Consider the following 18,410-nt stretch of genomic DNA (forward strand, 5'->3'; position numbering starts at 1 on the left):
ATGCCAAAGCCATCATGAAAAAAGTAAGCACTGTCGCTCTGACTCTGTTGCAAATAGTTATACTGTCATTAATTTGGTTTGTTGCTCAGTACCTGGTTACGACTTTTCATCTGCCTTTACCGGCGAATTTGACTGGAATGCTATTGCTGCTTGCTCTAATTATGTTTCGCGTGGTTCGTGTTGACTGGTTACGAAAAGGCGCAACATGGCTACTCGCTGAAATGCTATTATTTTTTGTACCTGCAGTGGTTGCAGTGGTTAATTACCAAGACATTGTGCAGCAAGATGGGTTAAGAATTCTGGCGGTATTAATAGCGAGTACTATGGTCGTGATTGCAGTGACTGCACGGGTTGTCGACAAAGTGTATCGCATCGAGTTGAAACTGGCTCGTCGTAAAAGTAATCAAAGAAATCGTCTTGCTAGAGTGGAGTCTTAACTTATGGCTTCTATTTTCACTTCATCGCAGCTTGGATCCCTTTGTTTAGTATTAACAGTGGCATTTTATTACCTTAGTAAGTTTCTCTATCAGCGTAAACGTTCAATCTTTTTAATGCCGTTGTTACTTGCCCCACTATTGTTGGTTGCGGTTGTGATGGGTTTTCACATCCCATACCCAGCTTATATGGAAGAGTCTCATTGGTTACTATGGATGTTAGGTCCGTCAACGGTTGCCTTTGCAATACCCGTTTATGATAACCGGGTATTGATTAGACGGCACTGGTTATCCTTGTCGGTAGGGGTGTTAGTATCAGTCGTTACCGCTGTTGGTAGCTCGGTTTTTATGGCTCGTTGGCTTGATCTCCCAGAGATATTACAACGTAGCTTAGCCATGCGCTCAATTACCACTCCGTTTGCTGTTGAGGCGACTAAATCAATCGGTGGTCAAAGTGACCTTACTGCGTTATTTGTTGTATTAACTGGGGTTATTGGCATGGCGGTTGGTGAGGTGGTTTTGACAACCTTGTCTATCCGCTCGCGGTTAGGAAGGGGCGCCAGTCTTGGTGCGTCGGCTCACGGTGCTGGTACGGCTAAGGCTTATCAAATTGGTAATTCTGAAGGGGTTGTGTCAAGCGTGGTGATGATGCTAGCAGGCATGGTAACGGTACTGTTAGCGCCTTTCATAGGCCATCTACTTTGGTAAGTATTTAATTGGTTGATATAAAAAAGACCCCCAGCGTTTGCAGGGGGTCTTTTTTTAGTCTTCCAGCTCAGCTAAGCACATTTCATCGTAAATTTGCTTAACCCAGCTATTGACGCGTTGGTCGGTCAACTCAGGCTGACGGTCTTCATCAATACACAGACCGACAAAGTGGTCGTTATCACCGGCTACTAATGCTTTCGATGCTTCAAATTCGTAACCTTCGGTTGGCCAATGGCCAATGATGGTTGCGCCTTTACTTTCGATAATGTCGCGAACGGTACCCATTGCATCGCAGAAATACTCTGCGTAATCTTCTTGGTCACCACAACCGAAAATAGCAACCAGCTTGGTCGAGAAGTCGATCGCTTCCAATTCAGGGAAGAAGTCATCCCAGTCACACTGTGCTTCACCGTAGTACCAAGTCGGAATACCAAGAAGCAACAAGTCGAAATTATCAATATCTTCTTTGCTACTTTTAGCAATATCTTGAACGTGAACGAGCTGCTTACCCAGTTGCTTTTGAATCATCTTCGCAACCGCTTCAGTATTGCCTGTATCGCTACCAAAGAAGAGACCTACACTTGCCATAGAATCATTACCTTTAATTTGTCATTTTCTGGCGGATGAACCTGCTCTTTACCCAAGACCTGTGCCTTCCCAACTGAGTTGGATTAGCCCTTTAGTGATAAAGCCTGCACACCCTAAAAACAGAACTAGCCATACAATACGACGTCCGAATGGTGGAACATTACCCTGCTTAAGGACATCTTTGATCGCCATACCAATAAGAAAGAATATAGCCGCAAAAAGAAGATCGAGTCCAATCGACTCAAGCATGTTCATGTAGTCGTACAGCATGGGAATCCTTTATGCCAATTTGCTTGCGCGCACTATACCATTGTTATTCGTCAAAGTTAATGCGTGCATGAGTACCTATTTCACACTTGTTTCAACAACAAACGGTGATTTAATCGGTGAACTTGCGGATAGCCCGCAACACTTCTACGGGCTTTTCAGCATGTAACCAGTGGCCAGTATTGGCAATGATATGCGCTTTAGCTTGGCTAAATTGTTGCTGAATCAAGGGTTGATGTTCAGTCATTAAATAATCTGATTCACTGCCTTTAATAAATAGCGTTGGAATGTCGGTAGTCGGAATAGTCTGCCACTCTAAAATATGCCAATAATTGTTTTCAATACTTGCGACATTGAAACGCCATTCCATGACGTTATCATCACGTTTTACGATTGATTTACTCAAAAACTGGCGTACACCTTCGAGTTCAATATGCTCGGCTAGAATCGACATTACTTGCGCGCGAGAGGTCGGTTGCTGGTCGATAACCGCCTTAAGCCCTGCAAGCACATTGTCATGTCGCCGTTGGTTATAGCTTACCGGTGCCATATCTAAAACAATAAGCTTATTCATTTTATTCGGTGCAAATTCAGTCAGTTTCATGGCGACTTTACCGCCCATTGAATGTCCGATGACTATCGCTGAGTCAACAGCTAGATACTCGAGTAGATTGGCGACATCCTGCGCCATACTGGAGTAATCATGCTGCTGTGAATGGAATGATTGACCGTGGTTGCGCAAGTCAATACTCAGGACTTGATGGTCAGTTTTAAGATCTCGGGCTAGTAAGCCTAAGTTGTCGAGATTACCAAATAACCCATGGATCAAAACAACGGTGTGACCTTCACCTTCGAGTTTATAATTAAGAAGTGCTGACATTTTATCTTATTAGTGATTGGTTTAACGTAGAGTATCAGTGAAGATCTCGCTATAATCTCCCAGAGTTTAAACATTGAGATTGTGAAAAGCGAATGAAAACAATTGAGGTTGATGAGGATCTATACCGTTACATTGCAAGTCAAACCCAGCATATTGGTGAAAGCGCGTCTGACATTTTGCGTCGCTTGCTGAACGTTGATGGTAAGGTTTCTGCTGCAACGGTAATGACACAAGTAAACGTTGAACCTAAAGGCATTGTTGTGAGTAAAGATGCCGTTCGAGATACACAGATTGATAGCGTAAAAGAAATGCGTTCTTTGTTGATTTCTGATGAATTTGCGGGTCTGAAAAAAGCGATTGATCGCTTTATGTTGGTGCTTTCAACTTTATACCGCATTGATCCTGCAAGTTTTTCCGAAGCGACATTAGTGAACAAAGGGCGTAAACGCGTTTACTTTGCAGATAATGAGCAAACCTTACTTGAAAGTGGTCAAACAACGAAACCAAAATCGATTCCAAATACGCCTTTTTGGGTGATTACTAACAATAATACCAGCCGTAAACAGCAGATGATTGAACAATTGATGTCGCTGATGAATTTCCCGTCAGACATCATTGAGAAAGTAACAAACGCTATCTAACATTTTCTTTGGCTTGTTATTCAAAGATAAAAATCTGATTTAAGCCTCATACTGCGAGAAATAAATTTCGTATTATGAGGCTTTTTGTTTCGTCGTTATTTCAAGAAAGGATGTCAAAATGGCTATGCACCCACGCGCAGGACAGAAAGCGCTTCAGGAAGATCTACATAATATCCCTGCGCTTGTCGCAAACTATTTCTTACTTCAACCCGATCCAGCTTGCCCCGAGCATAAAGTACAGTTCGGTACGTCAGGTCATCGCGGTAGTGCAGATAAATCAACCTTCAACGAAAATCATATCTTAGCGATTACTCAGGCATTGGCTGAAGTACGTGCAGAACAAGGAACTCAAGGCCCTATTTTCGTCGGTAAAGACACGCACGCGCTATCAGAACCTGCATTTTCTAGCGTTGTTGAAGTACTGATTGGCAATGGTATTGAAGTCATTGTCCAAGAGAATAATGGCTATACACCAACGCCAGGAATCTCTCACGCGATTCTGACTTATAACTTAACTCATCAACAGAAAGCCGATGGTATTGTTATTACACCATCGCACAATCCACCACAAGACGGTGGAATTAAGTACAACCCAACACACGGTGGTCCAGCCGAAGGTGAACTAACGCAAGCAATAGAAGACCGAGCGAATGTAATTATTGCTGAGGGTATGCAAGGTGTTAAACGTGTAGCGATTACGCAAGCCAAACAGTCACCACTATTTAAACAGGTTGATCTCGTCAAACCGTATATTGATGACTTAGTCAATGTTATTGATATGCAAGCTATCCAAAAAGCCAATCTTAAGCTGGGCGTTGATCCATTGGGCGGCAGTGGCATCGATTATTGGCGTCAAATTGGTAAAGCTTACAAGCTGAACTTAACGCTAGTCAGTGAGGCGGTTGATCCTACTTTCCAATTTATGTCATTAGATAAAGATGGCGTGGTGCGTATGGATTGTTCTTCACCTTATGCTATGGCAGGGCTGCTGGCACTAAAAGACGAGTATGACTTAGCTTTTGGTAATGATCCTGATTATGACCGTCATGGTATTGTGACACCGAAAGGTTTAATGAATCCAAACCATTTCTTAGCGGTATGTATTGACTACCTATATCGTCATCGTCAGCAATGGCGTCAAGACGTTGCCGTCGGCAAAACCTTAGTATCAAGTGCTCTTATTGATCGTGTTGTCGCTGACCTTGGCCGAGAATTGTGTGAAGTACCCGTTGGCTTCAAATGGTTTGTTGATGGTTTATACAGTGGTCAATTTGGCTTTGGCGGTGAAGAAAGTGCGGGGGCATCGTTCCTACGCAAAGATGGCACGCCATGGTCAACAGATAAAGATGGTATCATTCTTTGTTTACTGGCTGCAGAGATCACTGCAGTGACAGGTAAAAATCCTCAACAGTATTATGAAGAGCTTGCTGCAAAACACGGTGAATCAAAGTACAGCCGTATCCAAGCTGTCGCTAATGGCCCTCAAAAAGCAGTACTTAGCAAACTATCACCAGAAATGGTCTCAGCGCAAACATTAGCAGGTGACGCAATTACTGCTCGTTTGACGCATGCTCCGGGTAATGGTGCGGCAATCGGTGGTCTTAAAGTGACGACCGATTTTGGTTGGTTTGCCGCTCGTCCTTCAGGTACGGAAGATATATACAAAATTTACTGTGAAAGCTTTAAAGGCGAAGAACACTTGAAACAGATTGAATCTGAAGCTCAGGATATCGTTAATCAAGTATTTGCTGACGCAGGCTTATAATATAAATCATTAATGAAAACGGGCGACCTTATGGGTCGCCCGTTCTGTTTTGAGCTACGTTTGTAACCGATATCAAAACGGTTATATATGATTTAAACGCTTTGATGTGGCCATTGATCTGGCACGATAAACCAAAATCGACCACTTTCACTTTGGCAATGAACAAAACCTTGTTCTGGGGCTGAGGTAAACACTGGGCTTGTGGTACTTTTTCCACTTATCCACTGTGGCTTGTCAAGTAAGAATAGTGCTTCGTTTATTTGCTCTGCTTGGCTTTGATAGCACCAATACCCGGCAATTTGTGACGAATTAATTGAGTAACCTAAACATTGTTCTGGAATGGTTTCGTTGGCAAAGGGGTTGGTATACAAACGGCCTTGCATTAACAAGTGGTGGCTGATATTACGCCAAAGTGGGTAGGTGGTTTGAAACGATTCAGATTGAGATAGTGTTAGTTGCTGGTGGAGCATATGGTCGAGCTTTATATCAAGACGATCTTGTGAGTTTGGTCCATACCAGAGCCCTTGATGGAGAAGGTAAAATTTAACCGCCACTTCCCAATGTTCATAGCGTTGCTGCCGTTTATTTTTCACAACGAAATCAAGTGACCCCAGTGTTGTTCCTGCATCATTTAACTGAATTTCCTCAGAAACGGCTGAATAGGTTGGGTCGAGTTTAAATAGTAGAGAGCATAGATGCTGATAGATAAAGCCTAATCTTGGGTTACCAGCATAACCCTCTTTAAGCTGCGGAATGTCCTGCATGAATGGATGCTGCGTGGCAACAACACCTTTGTGATGAAACAATGCAGGGGTGGTCGATACCCAGTTTGCCAGTGAGTTTAGGTCCATCTTCATTGATTTTCTCTTCTTCATTTTTCGACATCTTAGCTCGGAATTGTTATAACCACGCTAGTTAAAAATACAATCTTGGGATGAATAATGGATAATTTACAACTTGAAGCTTTAATCAATCAAAAGCTTACTCCTCAGTTAATTAAAGACTATTGCCCGAATGGTTTACAAGTCGAAGGTCGATCTGAAATCAAAAAGATTGTTACGGGTGTTACCGCCTCTCAAGCACTTATTGACAAGGCCGTTGAACTTAAAGCCGATGCTTTACTGGTTCACCATGGCTATTTTTGGAAAGGTGAATCTGAACCGATTCGAGGCATGAAGGGCAAACGTATCCGAACTTTAATTAAAAACGATATCAACCTGTTTGGTTACCACTTACCATTAGATATCCATCCAGAGTTAGGGAATAACGCCGAGCTTGCGCGGTTGCTCGACATTGAAGTTGAAGGTGGAATGGAAGGGCACCCTCAATCTGTTGCGATGTTTGGGCGTCTTAACAAACCGATGTCAGGTGTTGAGTTTGCGGCCAAAATCAACCAAGTTCTGAATCGTCAGCCTTTGCATATCGCGCCAACACAGACGGAGCAAATGATTGAAACCGTTGGTTGGTGTACGGGCGGTGGGCAAGATTACATCGAACTTGCGGTTCAACAAGGACTTGATGCATTTATTTCTGGTGAAATATCAGAACGAACTACCTATTCAGCAAGAGAGCAGGGTATTCATTATTTTTCAGCCGGGCATCATGCAACAGAGCGTTATGGTGTTAAGGCTTTAGGAGAATGGTTAGCGAGAGAATATGGTTTTGAGGTTGAGTTTATCGATATCGATAATCCTGTGTAGTCAGCTTGTTGCGTGGTTGCATAAAATAAAAAAGAGCGAGTGGATACTCGCTCTTTTCAATTAAGTCATACTGACTAGATCTGTTATTCGCGTTCGTGCAATGGTTTGAAATCACGCATTTTTTGACCTGTGTAAAGTTGGCGAGGACGGCCAATTTTATTGTCAGGGTCGCTGTGCATTTCGTTCCAGTGTGCAATCCAACCAATAGTACGAGACATGGCGAAGATAACGGTAAACATAGAAACTGGGATACCGATAGCTTTTAGGATAATGCCTGAGTAGAAATCAACGTTCGGGTAGAGTTTTTTCTCAACAAAATATTCGTCAGAAAGTGCGATGCGTTCAAGCTCCATCGCCACATCCAATAATGGGTCTTGGATGTTCAACTCTTTTAGAACTTCATGACAAGCTTCACGCATTACCGTCGCTCGTGGATCATAGTTTTTATACACTCGGTGACCAAAGCCCATTAAGCGGAATGGATCATCCTTATCTTTTGCTCTCACCACATACTCAGGAATGTTATCTACGCTGCCAATTTCTTCAAGCATGCGCAAACAAGCTTCGTTTGCACCACCATGAGCTGGTCCCCATAAAGAAGCAATACCAGCGGCAATACACGCAAATGGGTTAGCACCTGAAGAACCCGCTAGACGTACGGTCGATGTAGACGCATTTTGCTCGTGATCAGCGTGCAGGGTAAATATTTTATCCATCGCACGAGCCACTACAGGGTTGACTTCATATTCTTCACATGGTGTTGCAAACATCATGTGCAGGAAGTTTTCCGCATAGTTTAGATCATTCCGTGGGTAAATAAACGGTTGACCAGTTGAGTACTTGTAACACATGGCTGCAAGTGTTGGCATTTTAGAAAGCAGGCGGTAAGCCGCTATCTCACGGTGTGTATCATTATTAATGTCGAGTGAATCGTGGTAGAACGCCGCAAGCGCTCCAACCACACCGCACATAACAGCCATTGGGTGAGCGTCACGGCGGAAACCGTGAAAGAAACTCGCAATTTGTTCATGAACCATCGTATGGCGAGTAACGATCTTTTTAAACTCTTCGTATTGTTCACGATTTGGAGCTTCACCATAAAGAAGAATGTAACAAACTTCTAAGTAATCGGCGTTATTGGCTAACTGATCGATAGGGAAACCACGGTGCAATAACACCCCTTTACCACCATCAATATAAGTGATTTGAGATTCACAAGATGCAGTGGCAAGGAAACCAGGATCAAAAGTGAAGTATCCGTTGGACCCCAGTTTACGAACGTCGATTACTTGAGGACCTACTGTCCCATCCATAATCGGCAGTTCGATTGGCGCTTTGCCTTCGATATGAAGGGTAGCTTTCTTATCTGCCATAACAATCTCCTTTGTTTATTATTTAATCCGTCCAGGATGTTTGTGTGACATTTTTTTACGTGTGTTCGGGGTTAAAGTCAATTTTTCTCCTCTGATGTGTGCACTTGTTTAGATTTTTTGGACATATAAAGTTAAAAATCTGTTCTGTGTAGCAAAAATTGTTACATCAATTGTATTAGAATGTTGCCAGCCGTATAGTGGCACTGCAAATTTTGGTGAAAACCTTATAAATTCAAGGCTAAAAACAATTGTGAGGTAGTGTGTTTAGTCTTGTTGTTAACAATATTTTTACATTTAACCGCGCTGATTTTACGGTTTGTTGTTAAATCAATGTTAACTTTTGTGGGTTTGGAACCAAATTTCATCTATAACTATAAATGCTCAATGGAGCTGAGTGAGCAAGCCCGTGAAAGAAAGAAAGTCAAGACCTGTTAATTTAGATTTACAGACCATCCACTTTCCGATCAGCGCAATCGCATCTATCCTACATCGTGTGTCTGGGGTGATCATGTTTGTTGCAGTCGGAATTTTGTTGTGGTTACTCTCCCTCTCGTTAGCCTCCCCTGTAGGTTTTATGGAAGCCAGCAACATTGTTAACGGCTTTTTTGTGAAATTTATCTTGTGGGGAATATTAACGGCACTGTCATACCACATCGCTGGTGGTATTCGCCATTTGCTGATGGACCTCGGCCATTTTGAAGAGCTAGAGTCTGGTGCAATGAGTGCAAAAGTTACGTTTATCGTAACCGCAGTATTGTCAGTTTTAGCGGGGGTTTTGGTATGGTAAAACACGTTTCTTCAGTTGGTCGCAACGGGGTGCATGATTACCTACTCATCCGTGCTTCTGCGATCATCATGACGCTTTATACTGTCTACCTAGTGAGCTTTTGTGCTTTCTCTGGAGATATTTCTTACGTCTCTTGGACGCAGTTCTTTGGTGGCACATTTACTAAAGTCTTCACAATGCTAGCGTTAGTCTCTGTCCTAATTCATGGCTGGATAGGCCTATGGCAAGTACTAACGGATTATATCAAGTGTTCTAAGTTACGCGGTGGTTTGCAGCTTGTAGTTATTGCCGTGCTATTTGGATACTTCTTTTCTGGCTTATTTGTATTGTGGGGTGCGTAAGTGACTATTCCAGTTCGTGAATTTGATGCCGTTGTAATCGGTGCTGGTGGTGCTGGCATGCGTGCTGCACTGCAAATTTCAGAGCAAGGCCTATCATGTGCTTTGCTGTCAAAAGTTTTCCCAACTCGTTCTCATACGGTATCAGCTCAAGGTGGCATTACTGTAGCGCTAGGTAATGCGCATGAAGATCACTGGGAACAACATATGTACGATACAGTGAAAGGCTCGGATTATATCGGAGACCAAGATGCTATCGAATACATGTGTAAAAATGGTCCAGAATCAGTTATCGAACTTGAGAAAATGGGATTACCTTTTTCTCGTTTTGATAATGGTACTATTTATCAACGTCCGTTTGGTGGCCAGTCGAAGAATTTCGGTGGTGAACAAGCGGCTCGTACTGCCGCTGCGGCTGACCGTACTGGTCACGCTTTGCTCCATACTCTATACCAACAAAATATCAAACATAAAACGACCATTTTCTCTGAATGGTACGCCCTTGATTTGGTGAAAAATGAAGATGGTGCAGTGCTTGGCTGTACAGCACTGTGTATGGAAACGGGTGAAGTTTGCTACTTTAAAGCAAAAGCGACAGTTCTTGCGACAGGCGGTGCTGGCCGTATTTATGCGTCAACAACTAACGCGCACATCAACACCGGTGACGGCGTGGGTATGGCGATCCGTGCTGGCGTTCCAATGCAAGATATTGAAATGTGGCAATTCCACCCGACAGGTATCGCAGGCGCAGGTGTGCTTGTAACTGAAGGCTGTCGTGGTGAGGGTGGTTACCTGCTAAATAAAGATGGTGAACGTTTTATGGAACGTTACGCACCAAATGCTAAAGATTTGGCTGGTCGTGATGTTGTTGCTCGTTCAATGATGATTGAGATCCGTGAAGGTCGTGGTTGCGATGGTCCATGGGGACCACATATCAAATTGAAACTCGATCACTTAGGTAAAGAAACGTTAGAGTCTCGCTTACCTGGTGTTTGTGAATTATCACGCACTTTTGCTCACGTTGATCCGGTCAAAGAACCAATCCCAGTCATCCCAACTTGTCATTACATGATGGGGGGGGTTCCGACTCAAGTTTCAGGTCAAGCTATCAAACAAGACGCTAATGGCGCAGATGTAGAAGTTCAAGGTCTGTTTGCGTGTGGCGAGATTGCTTCTGTTTCTGTTCATGGTGCGAACCGTTTAGGTGGTAACTCGTTACTTGATTTAGTGGTCTTTGGTCGAGCGACAGGCTTACATTTGGGTGAAACGCTTAAGAAACAAGCTGACGCAAAACCTGCTACTGAAGCTGATATTCAAAAATCTCTTGAACGCTATAATCGTTGGGAAAATAGTACTGGTGGTGAAGACCCTGCACAAATTCGTAAAGATCTTCAACAATGTATGCAGAATAACTTCTCAGTATTCCGTGAAGGTGAAGCGATGGCAAAAGGTTTAGAAGAGCTTAAAGTCATTCGCGAACGATTAAATAATGCGTATCTTTCTGATAAGTCAACCGAGTTCAACACTCAGCGTATTGAGTGTTTAGAGCTAGAAAACTTAATGGAGACGGCATTCGCTACTGCGGTTGCTGCTAACTATCGTACTGAAAGCCGTGGTGCTCATGCGCGTTTCGATTACCCAGATCGTGATGACCAAAATTGGTTGTGCCATTCAATTTACAATCCTGAGACAGAAACTATGTCGAAGCGTAATGTAAACATGGAGCCTATTTACCGTGATGCATTTCCACCTAAAGCACGTACGTATTAAGGAGAGGGCGTTATTATGAAATTGAAATTCTCTATATATCGCTACAATCCAGATGTCGATCAGAAGCCATACATGAAGGATTATGTGCTGGAAGTGGAAGAAGGCTCTGACATGATGGTGTTGGATGCGTTGATCTTACTTAAAGAGCAAGACCCAACCATCGCTTTCCGCCGTTCATGCCGTGAAGGGGTTTGTGGTTCTGATGGTTTGAATATGAATGGTAAAAATGGTTTGGCTTGTATTACTCCGCTGTCGGCGTTGTTAAACAAAGATACCATTATCATTCGTCCTCTGCCTGGTTTACCAGTAGTACGTGACCTGATTGTCGATATGGCTCAGTTCTATGAGAACTATGAAAAAGTTAAGCCATATTTAGTGACGGATGGAAACTTACCACCTGCACGCGAAAATCTTCAGTCACCAGACGAACGTGCCCACCTAGATGGTTTGTACGAATGCATCATGTGTGCATGCTGTACAACATCGTGCCCATCTTTTTGGTGGAACCCGGATAAATTTATCGGCCCTGCTGGTTTGCTTGCGGCGTATCGTTGGTTAATTGATAGCCGAGATACTGCAACAGATGAACGTTTATCTAATCTTGATGATGCATTTAGCGTTTTTCGTTGCCATGGCATCATGAATTGTGTAAGTGTTTGTCCTAAGGGATTAAACCCGACGAAAGCAATTGGGCATATCAAATCTATGCTTGTTAATCGCTCGGTTTAAAATGAATAAAATTGCAGGTCTTCGGACCTGCCTTTAATAGCTCGGCATAGACCGAAGCAAACGTGAAAACTACTGGTTAAGGGAAAATATGCACAACGGCGTGATGAAGGCATGGCTCGAGTCTTCACACTTGGCTGGCGCCAATGCAACTTACGTAGAGGACCTCTACGAACTGTATCTAAGTGATCCCGATCTGGTAAGTGAGGAGTGGAAACGTGTTTTTGATGGATTGCCTGCGCAATCTGACAATGTGGTAGAACAACCACATTCACGTGTCCGTGACTACTTCCGACGACTCGCTAAAGAAACAAAGCATTACAATGTCCAAGTTAGTGATCCTGATGTCGATGCAAAGCAAGTAAAAGTCTTGCAGCTAATTAATGCTTACCGCTTCCGCGGTCATGAAGCTGCCCAGCTTGATCCCCTCGGTCTTTGGCAACGTCCACCTGTTGCTGAATTAGACCCGTCATTTCATAATCTCAACGAAGATGATCTCGAAGAAACTTTCAACGTCGGTTCTTTTGCTATTGGGCAAGAAACCATGAAGTTGAAAGATATTCATCAAGCCCTGAATAAAACCTATTGCGGATCTATCGGTGCAGAATATATGCACATGACAGATACTGAGCAAAAACGTTGGATTCAGCAGCGTTTAGAGTCTGTGGTTGGTCAGCCATCCTTTACTCAAGATGAAAAACGAGTATTCCTTGAAGAACTTACAGCGGCTGAAGGGCTTGAGCGTTATCTTGGTGCGAAATTCCCCGGTGCTAAGCGTTTCTCACTCGAAGGTGGTGATGCGTTAATTCCAATGATGAAAGAACTGATTCGACATGCTGGCGGTAATGGTATGAGGGAAGTTGTGATTGGAATGGCTCACCGTGGTCGTTTGAATATGCTAGTCAATGTCTTGGGTAAAAAACCTCAAGATTTATTCGATGAATTTGCTGGTAAGCATGATGAAACGTGGGGGACGGGTGATGTTAAATATCACCAAGGTTTCTCGGCTGATTTTGCCACTCCAGGTGGTGATGTGCATTTAGCACTAGCATTCAACCCATCTCACCTTGAGATCGTTAACCCTGTTGTTATTGGTTCTGTTAGAGCTCGTCAAGATCGCTTAGGTGATGATGATGGCTCAGCGGTGTTACCGATTTCAATTCATGGAGATTCTGCGGTCGCAGGACAAGGTGTCGTTGCTGAAACCTTTAATATGTCTTTGGCGCGTGGTTACTGCGTTGGTGGTACGGTACGTATCGTCATTAATAACCAAGTTGGTTTTACGACTTCGAACCCTCGTGATACGCGTTCGACTATGTACTGTACTGACATCGCAAAAATGGTCCAAGCACCTATTTTCCATGTGAATGCTGATGACCCTGAAGCCGTTGCTTTTGTTACGCGCATTGCGCTTGATTATCGCAATGAGTTTAAACGTGATGTGGTTATTGACTTAGTCTGTTACCGACGCCATGGCCATAACGAAGCTGATGAACCTAATGCAACGCAGCCTTTGATGTACCAAAAGATTAAGAAGCATCCAACACCACGTAAGCTTTATGCTGATGTGTTAATTGAACGCGGTGAATTCGATATAGAAACGGCTACTCAATTAGTCAATGAATATCGTGATGCTCTTGATCATGGCGAAGTGGTCGTAAAAGAGTGGCGTCCAATGGCGCTGCATTCGGTTGATTGGTCACCGTATATTGGCCATGAATGGGATATGCCTTGGGATAGCCAAATTGACCTGGGGCGTTTAAAAGAGCTAGGCAACAGAATTTGTCAGTATCCAGAAAGCCATAAGCTGCAAAGCCGTGTTGATAAAATATACAACGATCGTCAAGCGATGGTAAACGGTGAAAAGCTGTTGGACTGGGGTATGGCTGAAACACTTGCTTATGCGACATTAGTCGATGATGGCAAGCGCATTCGTATTTCTGGGCAAGACTCTGGGCGTGGTACTTTCTTCCATCGCCATTCGGTATTGCATAATCAAAGCGATGCAAGCACCTATATTCCTTTAGCCAATATTCATGACAAGCAAGGCCCGTTTGAAGTGCTCGATTCTGTTCTTTCTGAAGAAGCGGTATTGGCATTTGAGTATGGCTATGCAACAGCAGAACCAAGCGGCCTAACGATTTGGGAAGCGCAGTTTGGTGACTTTGCTAATGGTGCTCAAGTTGTTATCGACCAGTTTATTTCTTCTGGTGAACAAAAATGGGCGCGCTTGTGTGGCTTAACTATGCTTCTGCCTCATGGTTATGAAGGCCAAGGTCCAGAGCACTCATCAGCCCGTTTAGAACGTTACTTGCAGCTATGTGCAGAACAAAACATGCAGGTTATTGTTCCATCAACGCCAGCTCAGGTTTACCACATGCTACGTCGTCAAGTGGTTCGTCCGATGCGTCGACCGTTGATTGTAATGTCGCCGAAATCTTTGCTACGTCATCCGCTATGTACATCAACGCTTGAAGATTTAGCCGAAGGTTCATTCTTACCAGCAATTGGTGAAATTGATAACCTTGATGCAGCTAAAGTGAAACGTGTGGTGTTCTGTTCAGGTAAAGTTTACTACGACTTACTTGAGCAACGTCGTAACAACGAACAAGATGATGTTGCGATCGTGCGGATAGAACAGTTGTATCCATTCCCTAAAGAGGAAGTGGAAGCAGCCATTGCTCAGTACACTAATGTTGTTGATTACGTATGGTGCCAAGAAGAGCCACAAAACCAAGGTGCTTGGTACAGTAGCCAACATAACTTCCGTTCTGCCATTCCAGCAGGTGCTGATCTGAAATATGCAGGGCGTCCAGCATCTGCTTCACCAGCGGTTGGTTATATGTCAGTACACTTGAAACAACAAAAAGCGTTGGTTGAAGACGCTCTGACCCTAGCTTAAAGAACTAGAAGTAAAAGGAAGATACAGATATGACAATTGAAATTCTGGTTCCAGATCTACCTGAATCAGTTGCAGATGCAACCGTAGCGACATGGCACAAAAAGCCAGGTGAAGCGGTTGAACGTGATGAAGTTATTGTTGAAATTGAAACTGATAAAGTTGTGCTTGAAGTTCCCGCTCCTGAAGCTGGTGTACTTGAAGTCATTGTTGAAGAAGAAGGTGCAACAGTACTTTCTAAGCAGTTGTTAGCTAAGTTGAAACCAGGCGCAGTCGCTGGTGAACCAACAAAAGATACAACGAGTGATACAGAGCCTTCACCTGATAAGCGCCACAAAGCAACGTTAACCGAAGAGAGCAATGACGCTCTAAGCCCTGCAGTTCGCCGCTTGCTTGCTGAGCATGGTTTGGAAGCCAGTCAGGTTAAAGGTAGCGGGGTTGGCGGACGTATCACTCGTGAAGATATTGATGCTCACCTAGCGAATGCGAAAAAGGCAGCTCCAATGGTTGAAGTTGCTCCAGTGCAAGCTGCCGCACGTAGCCAAAAACGCGTGCCTATGACTCGTTTGCGTAAGCGTGTTGCTGAGCGCTTATTGGAAGCGAAAAATAGCACCGCTATGTTAACGACATTCAACGAAGTGAACATGAAACCGATCATGGATCTTCGCAAGCAGTATCAAGGCTTGTTTGAAGAGAAGCATGGTATTCGTCTTGGCTTTATGTCGTTTTATGTCAAAGCGGTGACTGAAGCGCTCAAGCGTTACCCTGAAGTGAATGCTTCTATTGATGGTGAAGAAATTGTTTATCATAACTATTTCGATATCAGCATGGCTGTTTCTACACCACGTGGTCTTGTGACGCCAGTCTTAAAAGATTGTGATACATTGAGCCTTGCTGAAATTGAAAAAGGCATCAAAGAGCTTGCAATCAAAGGTCGTGACGGCAAGTTAACGGTTGAAGAATTGACTGGTGGTAATTTTACTATCACGAATGGCGGTGTGTTTGGCTCGTTGATGTCGACGCCAATCATTAACCCGCCACAAGCTGCAATTCTTGGTATGCACAAAATCCAAGATCGTCCTATGGCTGTCGATGGTAAAGTAGAAATTTTGCCAATGATGTACCTAGCTCTATCTTACGATCACCGTCTTATCGATGGACGTGAATCGGTTGGTTTCCTTGTGACAATCAAAGAACTACTTGAAGATCCAGCTCGTCTATTACTAGACGTTTAAGTTGAGTTTTCAACACTGGCGGCTGTAACAGTCGCCAGTAACCTTAAGGCTAAGCATGCTCACGTTTAGCCTTCATTTAAGCAAGAGTACCAATACCTTCGCTTAATTTGAGAAGCACCCTACAGACGTACAGCACAGCAGAGGCTGTCGCTTTATGGAAATAATAAATCCCTTAAGGGATAAACAAACGGAATAACATAATGAATTTGCATGAATATCAAGCCAAACAGCTGTTTGCAGAATTCGGTTTGCCTGTACCAGAAGGTTACGCCTGTGATACGCCACAAGAAGCTTTTGAAGCTGCGGGTCGTATTAGTACAGCCAAAAAAGTCGTCAAATGTCAGGTACACGCTGGTGGTCGCGGTAAAGCGGGCGGCGTTGAGTTGCATGACACCAAAGATGGTGTTAAAGATTTTGCCCAGAAATGGCTAGGCAAGAATCTTGTCACTTACCAAACAGATGCAAATGGTCAGCCTGTATCTAAAATTTTGGTAGAAGAAGCTTCAAACATAGCGAACGAACTTTACCTTGGAGCGGTTGTCGACCGTTCATCTCGTCGTATCGTATTCATGGCATCTACGGAAGGTGGTGTCGAGATTGAAAAAGTGGCAGAAGAGACACCTGAACTGATTCATAAAGCCGCGATTGATCCACTTGTAGGACCGCAGGCTTACCAAGGCCGTGAACTGGCATTCAAACTTGGGCTTGAAGGTGATCAAATCAAGCAATTTGTAAAAATCTTCATGGGTCTTGGCAATATGTTTGCACAATATGACCTTGCCCTGCTTGAGATTAACCCGCTTGTTATTACCGCTGAAGGTAATCTGCTTTGTCTCGATGGTAAGATTAACATCGACTCTAACGCGATGTACCGTCAGCCAAAATTACGTGAAATGCATGATCCATCGCAAGAAGATGAACGTGAAGCTCATGCGGCTCAGTGGGAACTTAACTATGTCGCTCTTGAAGGCAACATTGGTTGTATGGTCAATGGCGCCGGTCTTGCGATGGGAACGATGGACATCGTTAACCTGCATGGCGGCAAACCGGCAAACTTCCTAGATGTTGGTGGTGGCGCAACAAAAGAGCGTGTAACAGAAGCATTTAAGATCATTCTTTCTGATTCAAACGTTAAAGCCGTGCTTGTTAATATCTTCGGTGGCATCGTTCGTTGTGACCTGATTGCTGACGGTATCATTGGCGCTGTAGAAGAAGTGGGTGTTACGGTTCCTGTCGTTGTGCGCCTTGAAGGTAACAACGCGCCGCTAGGCTCTCAAAAGCTGGCGGAAAGTGGTCTAAACATCATTGCTGCGACTTCTCTAACTGAAGCTGCGGAAAAAGTAGTTGCTGCGGCGGAGGGCAAATAATGTCGGTACTAATTAATAAAGATACAAAAGTTATCTGCCAAGGGTTTACTGGTGGACAAGGTACGTTCCACTCAGAACAAGCGATTGCCTACGGCACTCAAATGGTCGGTGGCGTTTCTCCTGGTAAAGGTGGCCAAACCCACTTAGGTCTTCCAGTATTTAATACAGTACGTGAAGCTGTTGAAACAACTGGCGCGACAGCCTCTGTTATCTATGTTCCCGCTGCTTTTTGTAAAGATGCGATCCTAGAAGCGATTGATGCAGGTATCAAACTGATTGTTACTATCACGGAAGGTATCCCAACTCTTGATCTTCTCGATGTAAAAGTACGTCTGGACGAATCTGGCGTACGTATGATCGGCCCTAACTGCCCAGGTGTTATTACGCCGGATGAATGTAAAATTGGTATTATGCCAGGCCATATTCATAAGAAAGGTAAGGTCGGTATTGTATCTAGATCAGGTACTTTGACTTATGAAGCAGTAAAGCAAACCACGGATGAAGGCTTTGGCCAATCAACCTGTGTTGGTATCGGTGGTGACCCAATTCCAGGTTCTAACTTTATTGATATTCTTAAACTGTTTGAGGAAGATCCGGAAACTGAAGCGATTGTTATGATCGGCGAAATTGGTGGTACCGCGGAAGAAGAAGCGGCAGCGTTTATTAAAGATAATGTGACTAAACCGGTTGTTTCTTATATCGCTGGTGTAACGGCTCCTCCAGGTAAACGCATGGGCCATGCGGGCGCGATTATTTCTGGTGGTAAAGGTACGGCAGAAGATAAATTTGCGGCTCTTGAAGCGGCTGGCGTTAAAACAGTAAAAAGTTTGGCGGATATCGGTAAAGCACTTCGTGAAGTGACTGGCTGGTAGCTCTCTAACCACTGACTGAAAAATAAACCCCAGATAAAATCTGGGGCTTATTATTTTTAT

The 18,410-nt window shown here is 43.8% G+C and carries 18 protein-coding genes; 13 read left to right on the plus strand and 5 right to left on the minus strand.

All coding sequences use genetic code 11. The annotated features are described in order from the left end of the window. Nucleotides 1-14: 14 nt before the first annotated feature. Entirely contained in the window at nt 15-437 is a 423-nt protein-coding gene (locus tag MCT08_RS05715; protein WP_274678033.1) for a CidA/LrgA family protein, read from the plus strand. A 3-nt stretch (nt 438-440) separates the two neighbouring features. Then, a complete protein-coding gene (locus MCT08_RS05720) occupies nt 441-1,142 on the plus strand; it encodes an LrgB family protein (RefSeq protein ID WP_168521473.1) in 702 nt (233 codons plus the stop codon). Between the two features lie 54 nt (nt 1,143-1,196). Here the strand turns inward: MCT08_RS05720 and fldA are convergent, their stop codons facing one another. The 3 genes from fldA to MCT08_RS05735 all read right to left on the minus strand — a co-directional run bounded on the left by fldA (nt 1,197) and on the right by MCT08_RS05735 (nt 2,877). After that, nucleotides 1,197-1,730 (minus strand): flavodoxin FldA, encoded by a 534-nt coding sequence (gene fldA, locus MCT08_RS05725; protein WP_053311831.1) that lies wholly within the window; start codon nt 1,728-1,730, stop codon nt 1,197-1,199. Nucleotides 1,731-1,778: 48 nt separating this feature from the next. Beyond that, nucleotides 1,779-2,000, minus strand: a complete 222-nt coding sequence (locus MCT08_RS05730; protein WP_053311830.1) for a DUF2788 domain-containing protein — start codon at nt 1,998-2,000, stop codon at nt 1,779-1,781. Nucleotides 2,001-2,109: 109 nt separating this feature from the next. Continuing rightward, on the minus strand, nt 2,110-2,877 hold the full coding sequence (locus tag MCT08_RS05735; RefSeq protein ID WP_168521475.1) for an alpha/beta fold hydrolase: 768 nt from the start codon (nt 2,875-2,877) through the stop codon (nt 2,110-2,112). Nucleotides 2,878-2,969: 92 nt separating this feature from the next. Between MCT08_RS05735 and seqA the strand changes: the two genes are divergently transcribed. Together seqA and pgm are read left to right on the plus strand one after the other, a co-directional pair. Continuing rightward, a complete protein-coding gene (gene seqA / locus MCT08_RS05740) occupies nt 2,970-3,518 on the plus strand; it encodes a replication initiation negative regulator SeqA (protein WP_053311828.1) in 549 nt (182 codons plus the stop codon). Between the two features lie 118 nt (nt 3,519-3,636). Then, nucleotides 3,637-5,283, plus strand: a complete 1,647-nt coding sequence (pgm, locus tag MCT08_RS05745; RefSeq protein ID WP_053311827.1) for a phosphoglucomutase (alpha-D-glucose-1,6-bisphosphate-dependent) — start codon at nt 3,637-3,639, stop codon at nt 5,281-5,283. 92 nt (nt 5,284-5,375) lie between these two features. Here the strand turns inward: pgm and MCT08_RS05750 are convergent, their stop codons facing one another. After that, complete coding sequence (locus tag MCT08_RS05750) at nt 5,376-6,158, minus strand: DUF1853 family protein (protein WP_425609323.1); 783 nt, start codon at nt 6,156-6,158, stop codon at nt 5,376-5,378. Nucleotides 6,159-6,224: 66 nt separating this feature from the next. Here MCT08_RS05750 and MCT08_RS05755 point away from each other — a divergent pair, with 66 nt between their 5' ends. Further along, complete coding sequence (locus MCT08_RS05755; protein ID WP_053311825.1) at nt 6,225-6,983, plus strand: Nif3-like dinuclear metal center hexameric protein; 759 nt, start codon at nt 6,225-6,227, stop codon at nt 6,981-6,983. Nucleotides 6,984-7,066: 83 nt separating this feature from the next. On the opposite strand, the gene MCT08_RS05760 is transcribed toward MCT08_RS05755, so the two are convergent. Next, on the minus strand, nt 7,067-8,356 hold the full coding sequence (locus tag MCT08_RS05760; RefSeq protein ID WP_053311824.1) for a citrate synthase: 1,290 nt from the start codon (nt 8,354-8,356) through the stop codon (nt 7,067-7,069). A gap of 394 nt (nt 8,357-8,750) precedes the next feature. On the opposite strand from MCT08_RS05760, the gene sdhC reads away from it, so the two are divergent. The 8 genes from sdhC (at nt 8,751) to sucD (ending at nt 18,350) form a co-directional block, all read left to right on the plus strand. After that, nucleotides 8,751-9,143 (plus strand): succinate dehydrogenase cytochrome b556 subunit, encoded by a 393-nt coding sequence (gene sdhC, locus MCT08_RS05765; protein WP_053311823.1) that lies wholly within the window; start codon nt 8,751-8,753, stop codon nt 9,141-9,143. Continuing rightward, nucleotides 9,137-9,484: a succinate dehydrogenase, hydrophobic membrane anchor protein gene (gene sdhD / locus MCT08_RS05770; RefSeq protein WP_168521481.1), complete on the plus strand. Its 348-nt coding sequence runs from the start codon at nt 9,137-9,139 to the stop codon at nt 9,482-9,484. The genes sdhC and sdhD overlap by 7 nt, the downstream gene beginning before the upstream one ends. Beyond that, on the plus strand, nt 9,485-11,251 hold the full coding sequence (gene sdhA, locus MCT08_RS05775; protein ID WP_053311821.1) for a succinate dehydrogenase flavoprotein subunit: 1,767 nt from the start codon (nt 9,485-9,487) through the stop codon (nt 11,249-11,251). It begins immediately after the preceding gene. A 15-nt stretch (nt 11,252-11,266) separates the two neighbouring features. Then, entirely contained in the window at nt 11,267-11,980 is a 714-nt protein-coding gene (locus MCT08_RS05780; protein ID WP_261917497.1) for a succinate dehydrogenase iron-sulfur subunit, read from the plus strand. Between the two features lie 88 nt (nt 11,981-12,068). After that, nucleotides 12,069-14,879 carry a 2-oxoglutarate dehydrogenase E1 component gene (sucA, locus tag MCT08_RS05785; RefSeq protein WP_053311819.1) on the plus strand — a complete coding sequence of 937 codons (2,811 nt, stop codon included), beginning with the start codon at nt 12,069-12,071 and terminating at the stop codon, nt 14,877-14,879. A gap of 29 nt (nt 14,880-14,908) precedes the next feature. Further along, nucleotides 14,909-16,111, plus strand: a complete 1,203-nt coding sequence (odhB, locus tag MCT08_RS05790; RefSeq protein ID WP_261926917.1) for a 2-oxoglutarate dehydrogenase complex dihydrolipoyllysine-residue succinyltransferase — start codon at nt 14,909-14,911, stop codon at nt 16,109-16,111. A 200-nt stretch (nt 16,112-16,311) separates the two neighbouring features. Then, nucleotides 16,312-17,478, plus strand: coding sequence for an ADP-forming succinate--CoA ligase subunit beta (gene sucC / locus MCT08_RS05795; RefSeq protein ID WP_053311817.1), 1,167 nt, complete (start codon nt 16,312-16,314; stop codon nt 17,476-17,478). Continuing rightward, nucleotides 17,478-18,350 (plus strand): succinate--CoA ligase subunit alpha, encoded by an 873-nt coding sequence (gene sucD / locus MCT08_RS05800; RefSeq protein ID WP_053311816.1) that lies wholly within the window; start codon nt 17,478-17,480, stop codon nt 18,348-18,350. The genes sucC and sucD overlap by 1 nt, the downstream gene beginning before the upstream one ends. Nucleotides 18,351-18,410 lie beyond the last annotated feature (60 nt).

The organism is Vibrio aestuarianus (genome assembly GCF_028858425.1).
GTDB lineage: Bacteria > Pseudomonadota > Gammaproteobacteria > Enterobacterales > Vibrionaceae > Vibrio > Vibrio aestuarianus.

Coding starts and splice junctions, on each gene's coding strand:
- MCT08_RS05715 (WP_274678033.1), top strand. CDS start 15: ATGAAAAAAGTAAGCACTGTCGCTCTGACTCTGTTGCAAATAGTTATA.
- MCT08_RS05720 (WP_168521473.1), top strand. CDS start 441: ATGGCTTCTATTTTCACTTCATCGCAGCTTGGATCCCTTTGTTTAGTA.
- fldA (WP_053311831.1), bottom strand. CDS start 1,730: ATGGCAAGTGTAGGTCTCTTCTTTGGTAGCGATACAGGCAATACTGAA.
- MCT08_RS05730 (WP_053311830.1), bottom strand. CDS start 2,000: ATGCTGTACGACTACATGAACATGCTTGAGTCGATTGGACTCGATCTT.
- MCT08_RS05735 (WP_168521475.1), bottom strand. CDS start 2,877: ATGTCAGCACTTCTTAATTATAAACTCGAAGGTGAAGGTCACACCGTT.
- seqA (WP_053311828.1), top strand. CDS start 2,970: ATGAAAACAATTGAGGTTGATGAGGATCTATACCGTTACATTGCAAGT.
- pgm (WP_053311827.1), top strand. CDS start 3,637: ATGGCTATGCACCCACGCGCAGGACAGAAAGCGCTTCAGGAAGATCTA.
- MCT08_RS05750 (WP_425609323.1), bottom strand. CDS start 6,158: ATGAAGAAGAGAAAATCAATGAAGATGGACCTAAACTCACTGGCAAAC.
- MCT08_RS05755 (WP_053311825.1), top strand. CDS start 6,225: ATGGATAATTTACAACTTGAAGCTTTAATCAATCAAAAGCTTACTCCT.
- MCT08_RS05760 (WP_053311824.1), bottom strand. CDS start 8,356: ATGGCAGATAAGAAAGCTACCCTTCATATCGAAGGCAAAGCGCCAATC.
- sdhD (WP_168521481.1), top strand. CDS start 9,137: ATGGTAAAACACGTTTCTTCAGTTGGTCGCAACGGGGTGCATGATTAC.
- MCT08_RS05780 (WP_261917497.1), top strand. CDS start 11,267: ATGAAATTGAAATTCTCTATATATCGCTACAATCCAGATGTCGATCAG.
- sucA (WP_053311819.1), top strand. CDS start 12,069: ATGCACAACGGCGTGATGAAGGCATGGCTCGAGTCTTCACACTTGGCT.
- odhB (WP_261926917.1), top strand. CDS start 14,909: ATGACAATTGAAATTCTGGTTCCAGATCTACCTGAATCAGTTGCAGAT.
- sucC (WP_053311817.1), top strand. CDS start 16,312: ATGAATTTGCATGAATATCAAGCCAAACAGCTGTTTGCAGAATTCGGT.
- sucD (WP_053311816.1), top strand. CDS start 17,478: ATGTCGGTACTAATTAATAAAGATACAAAAGTTATCTGCCAAGGGTTT.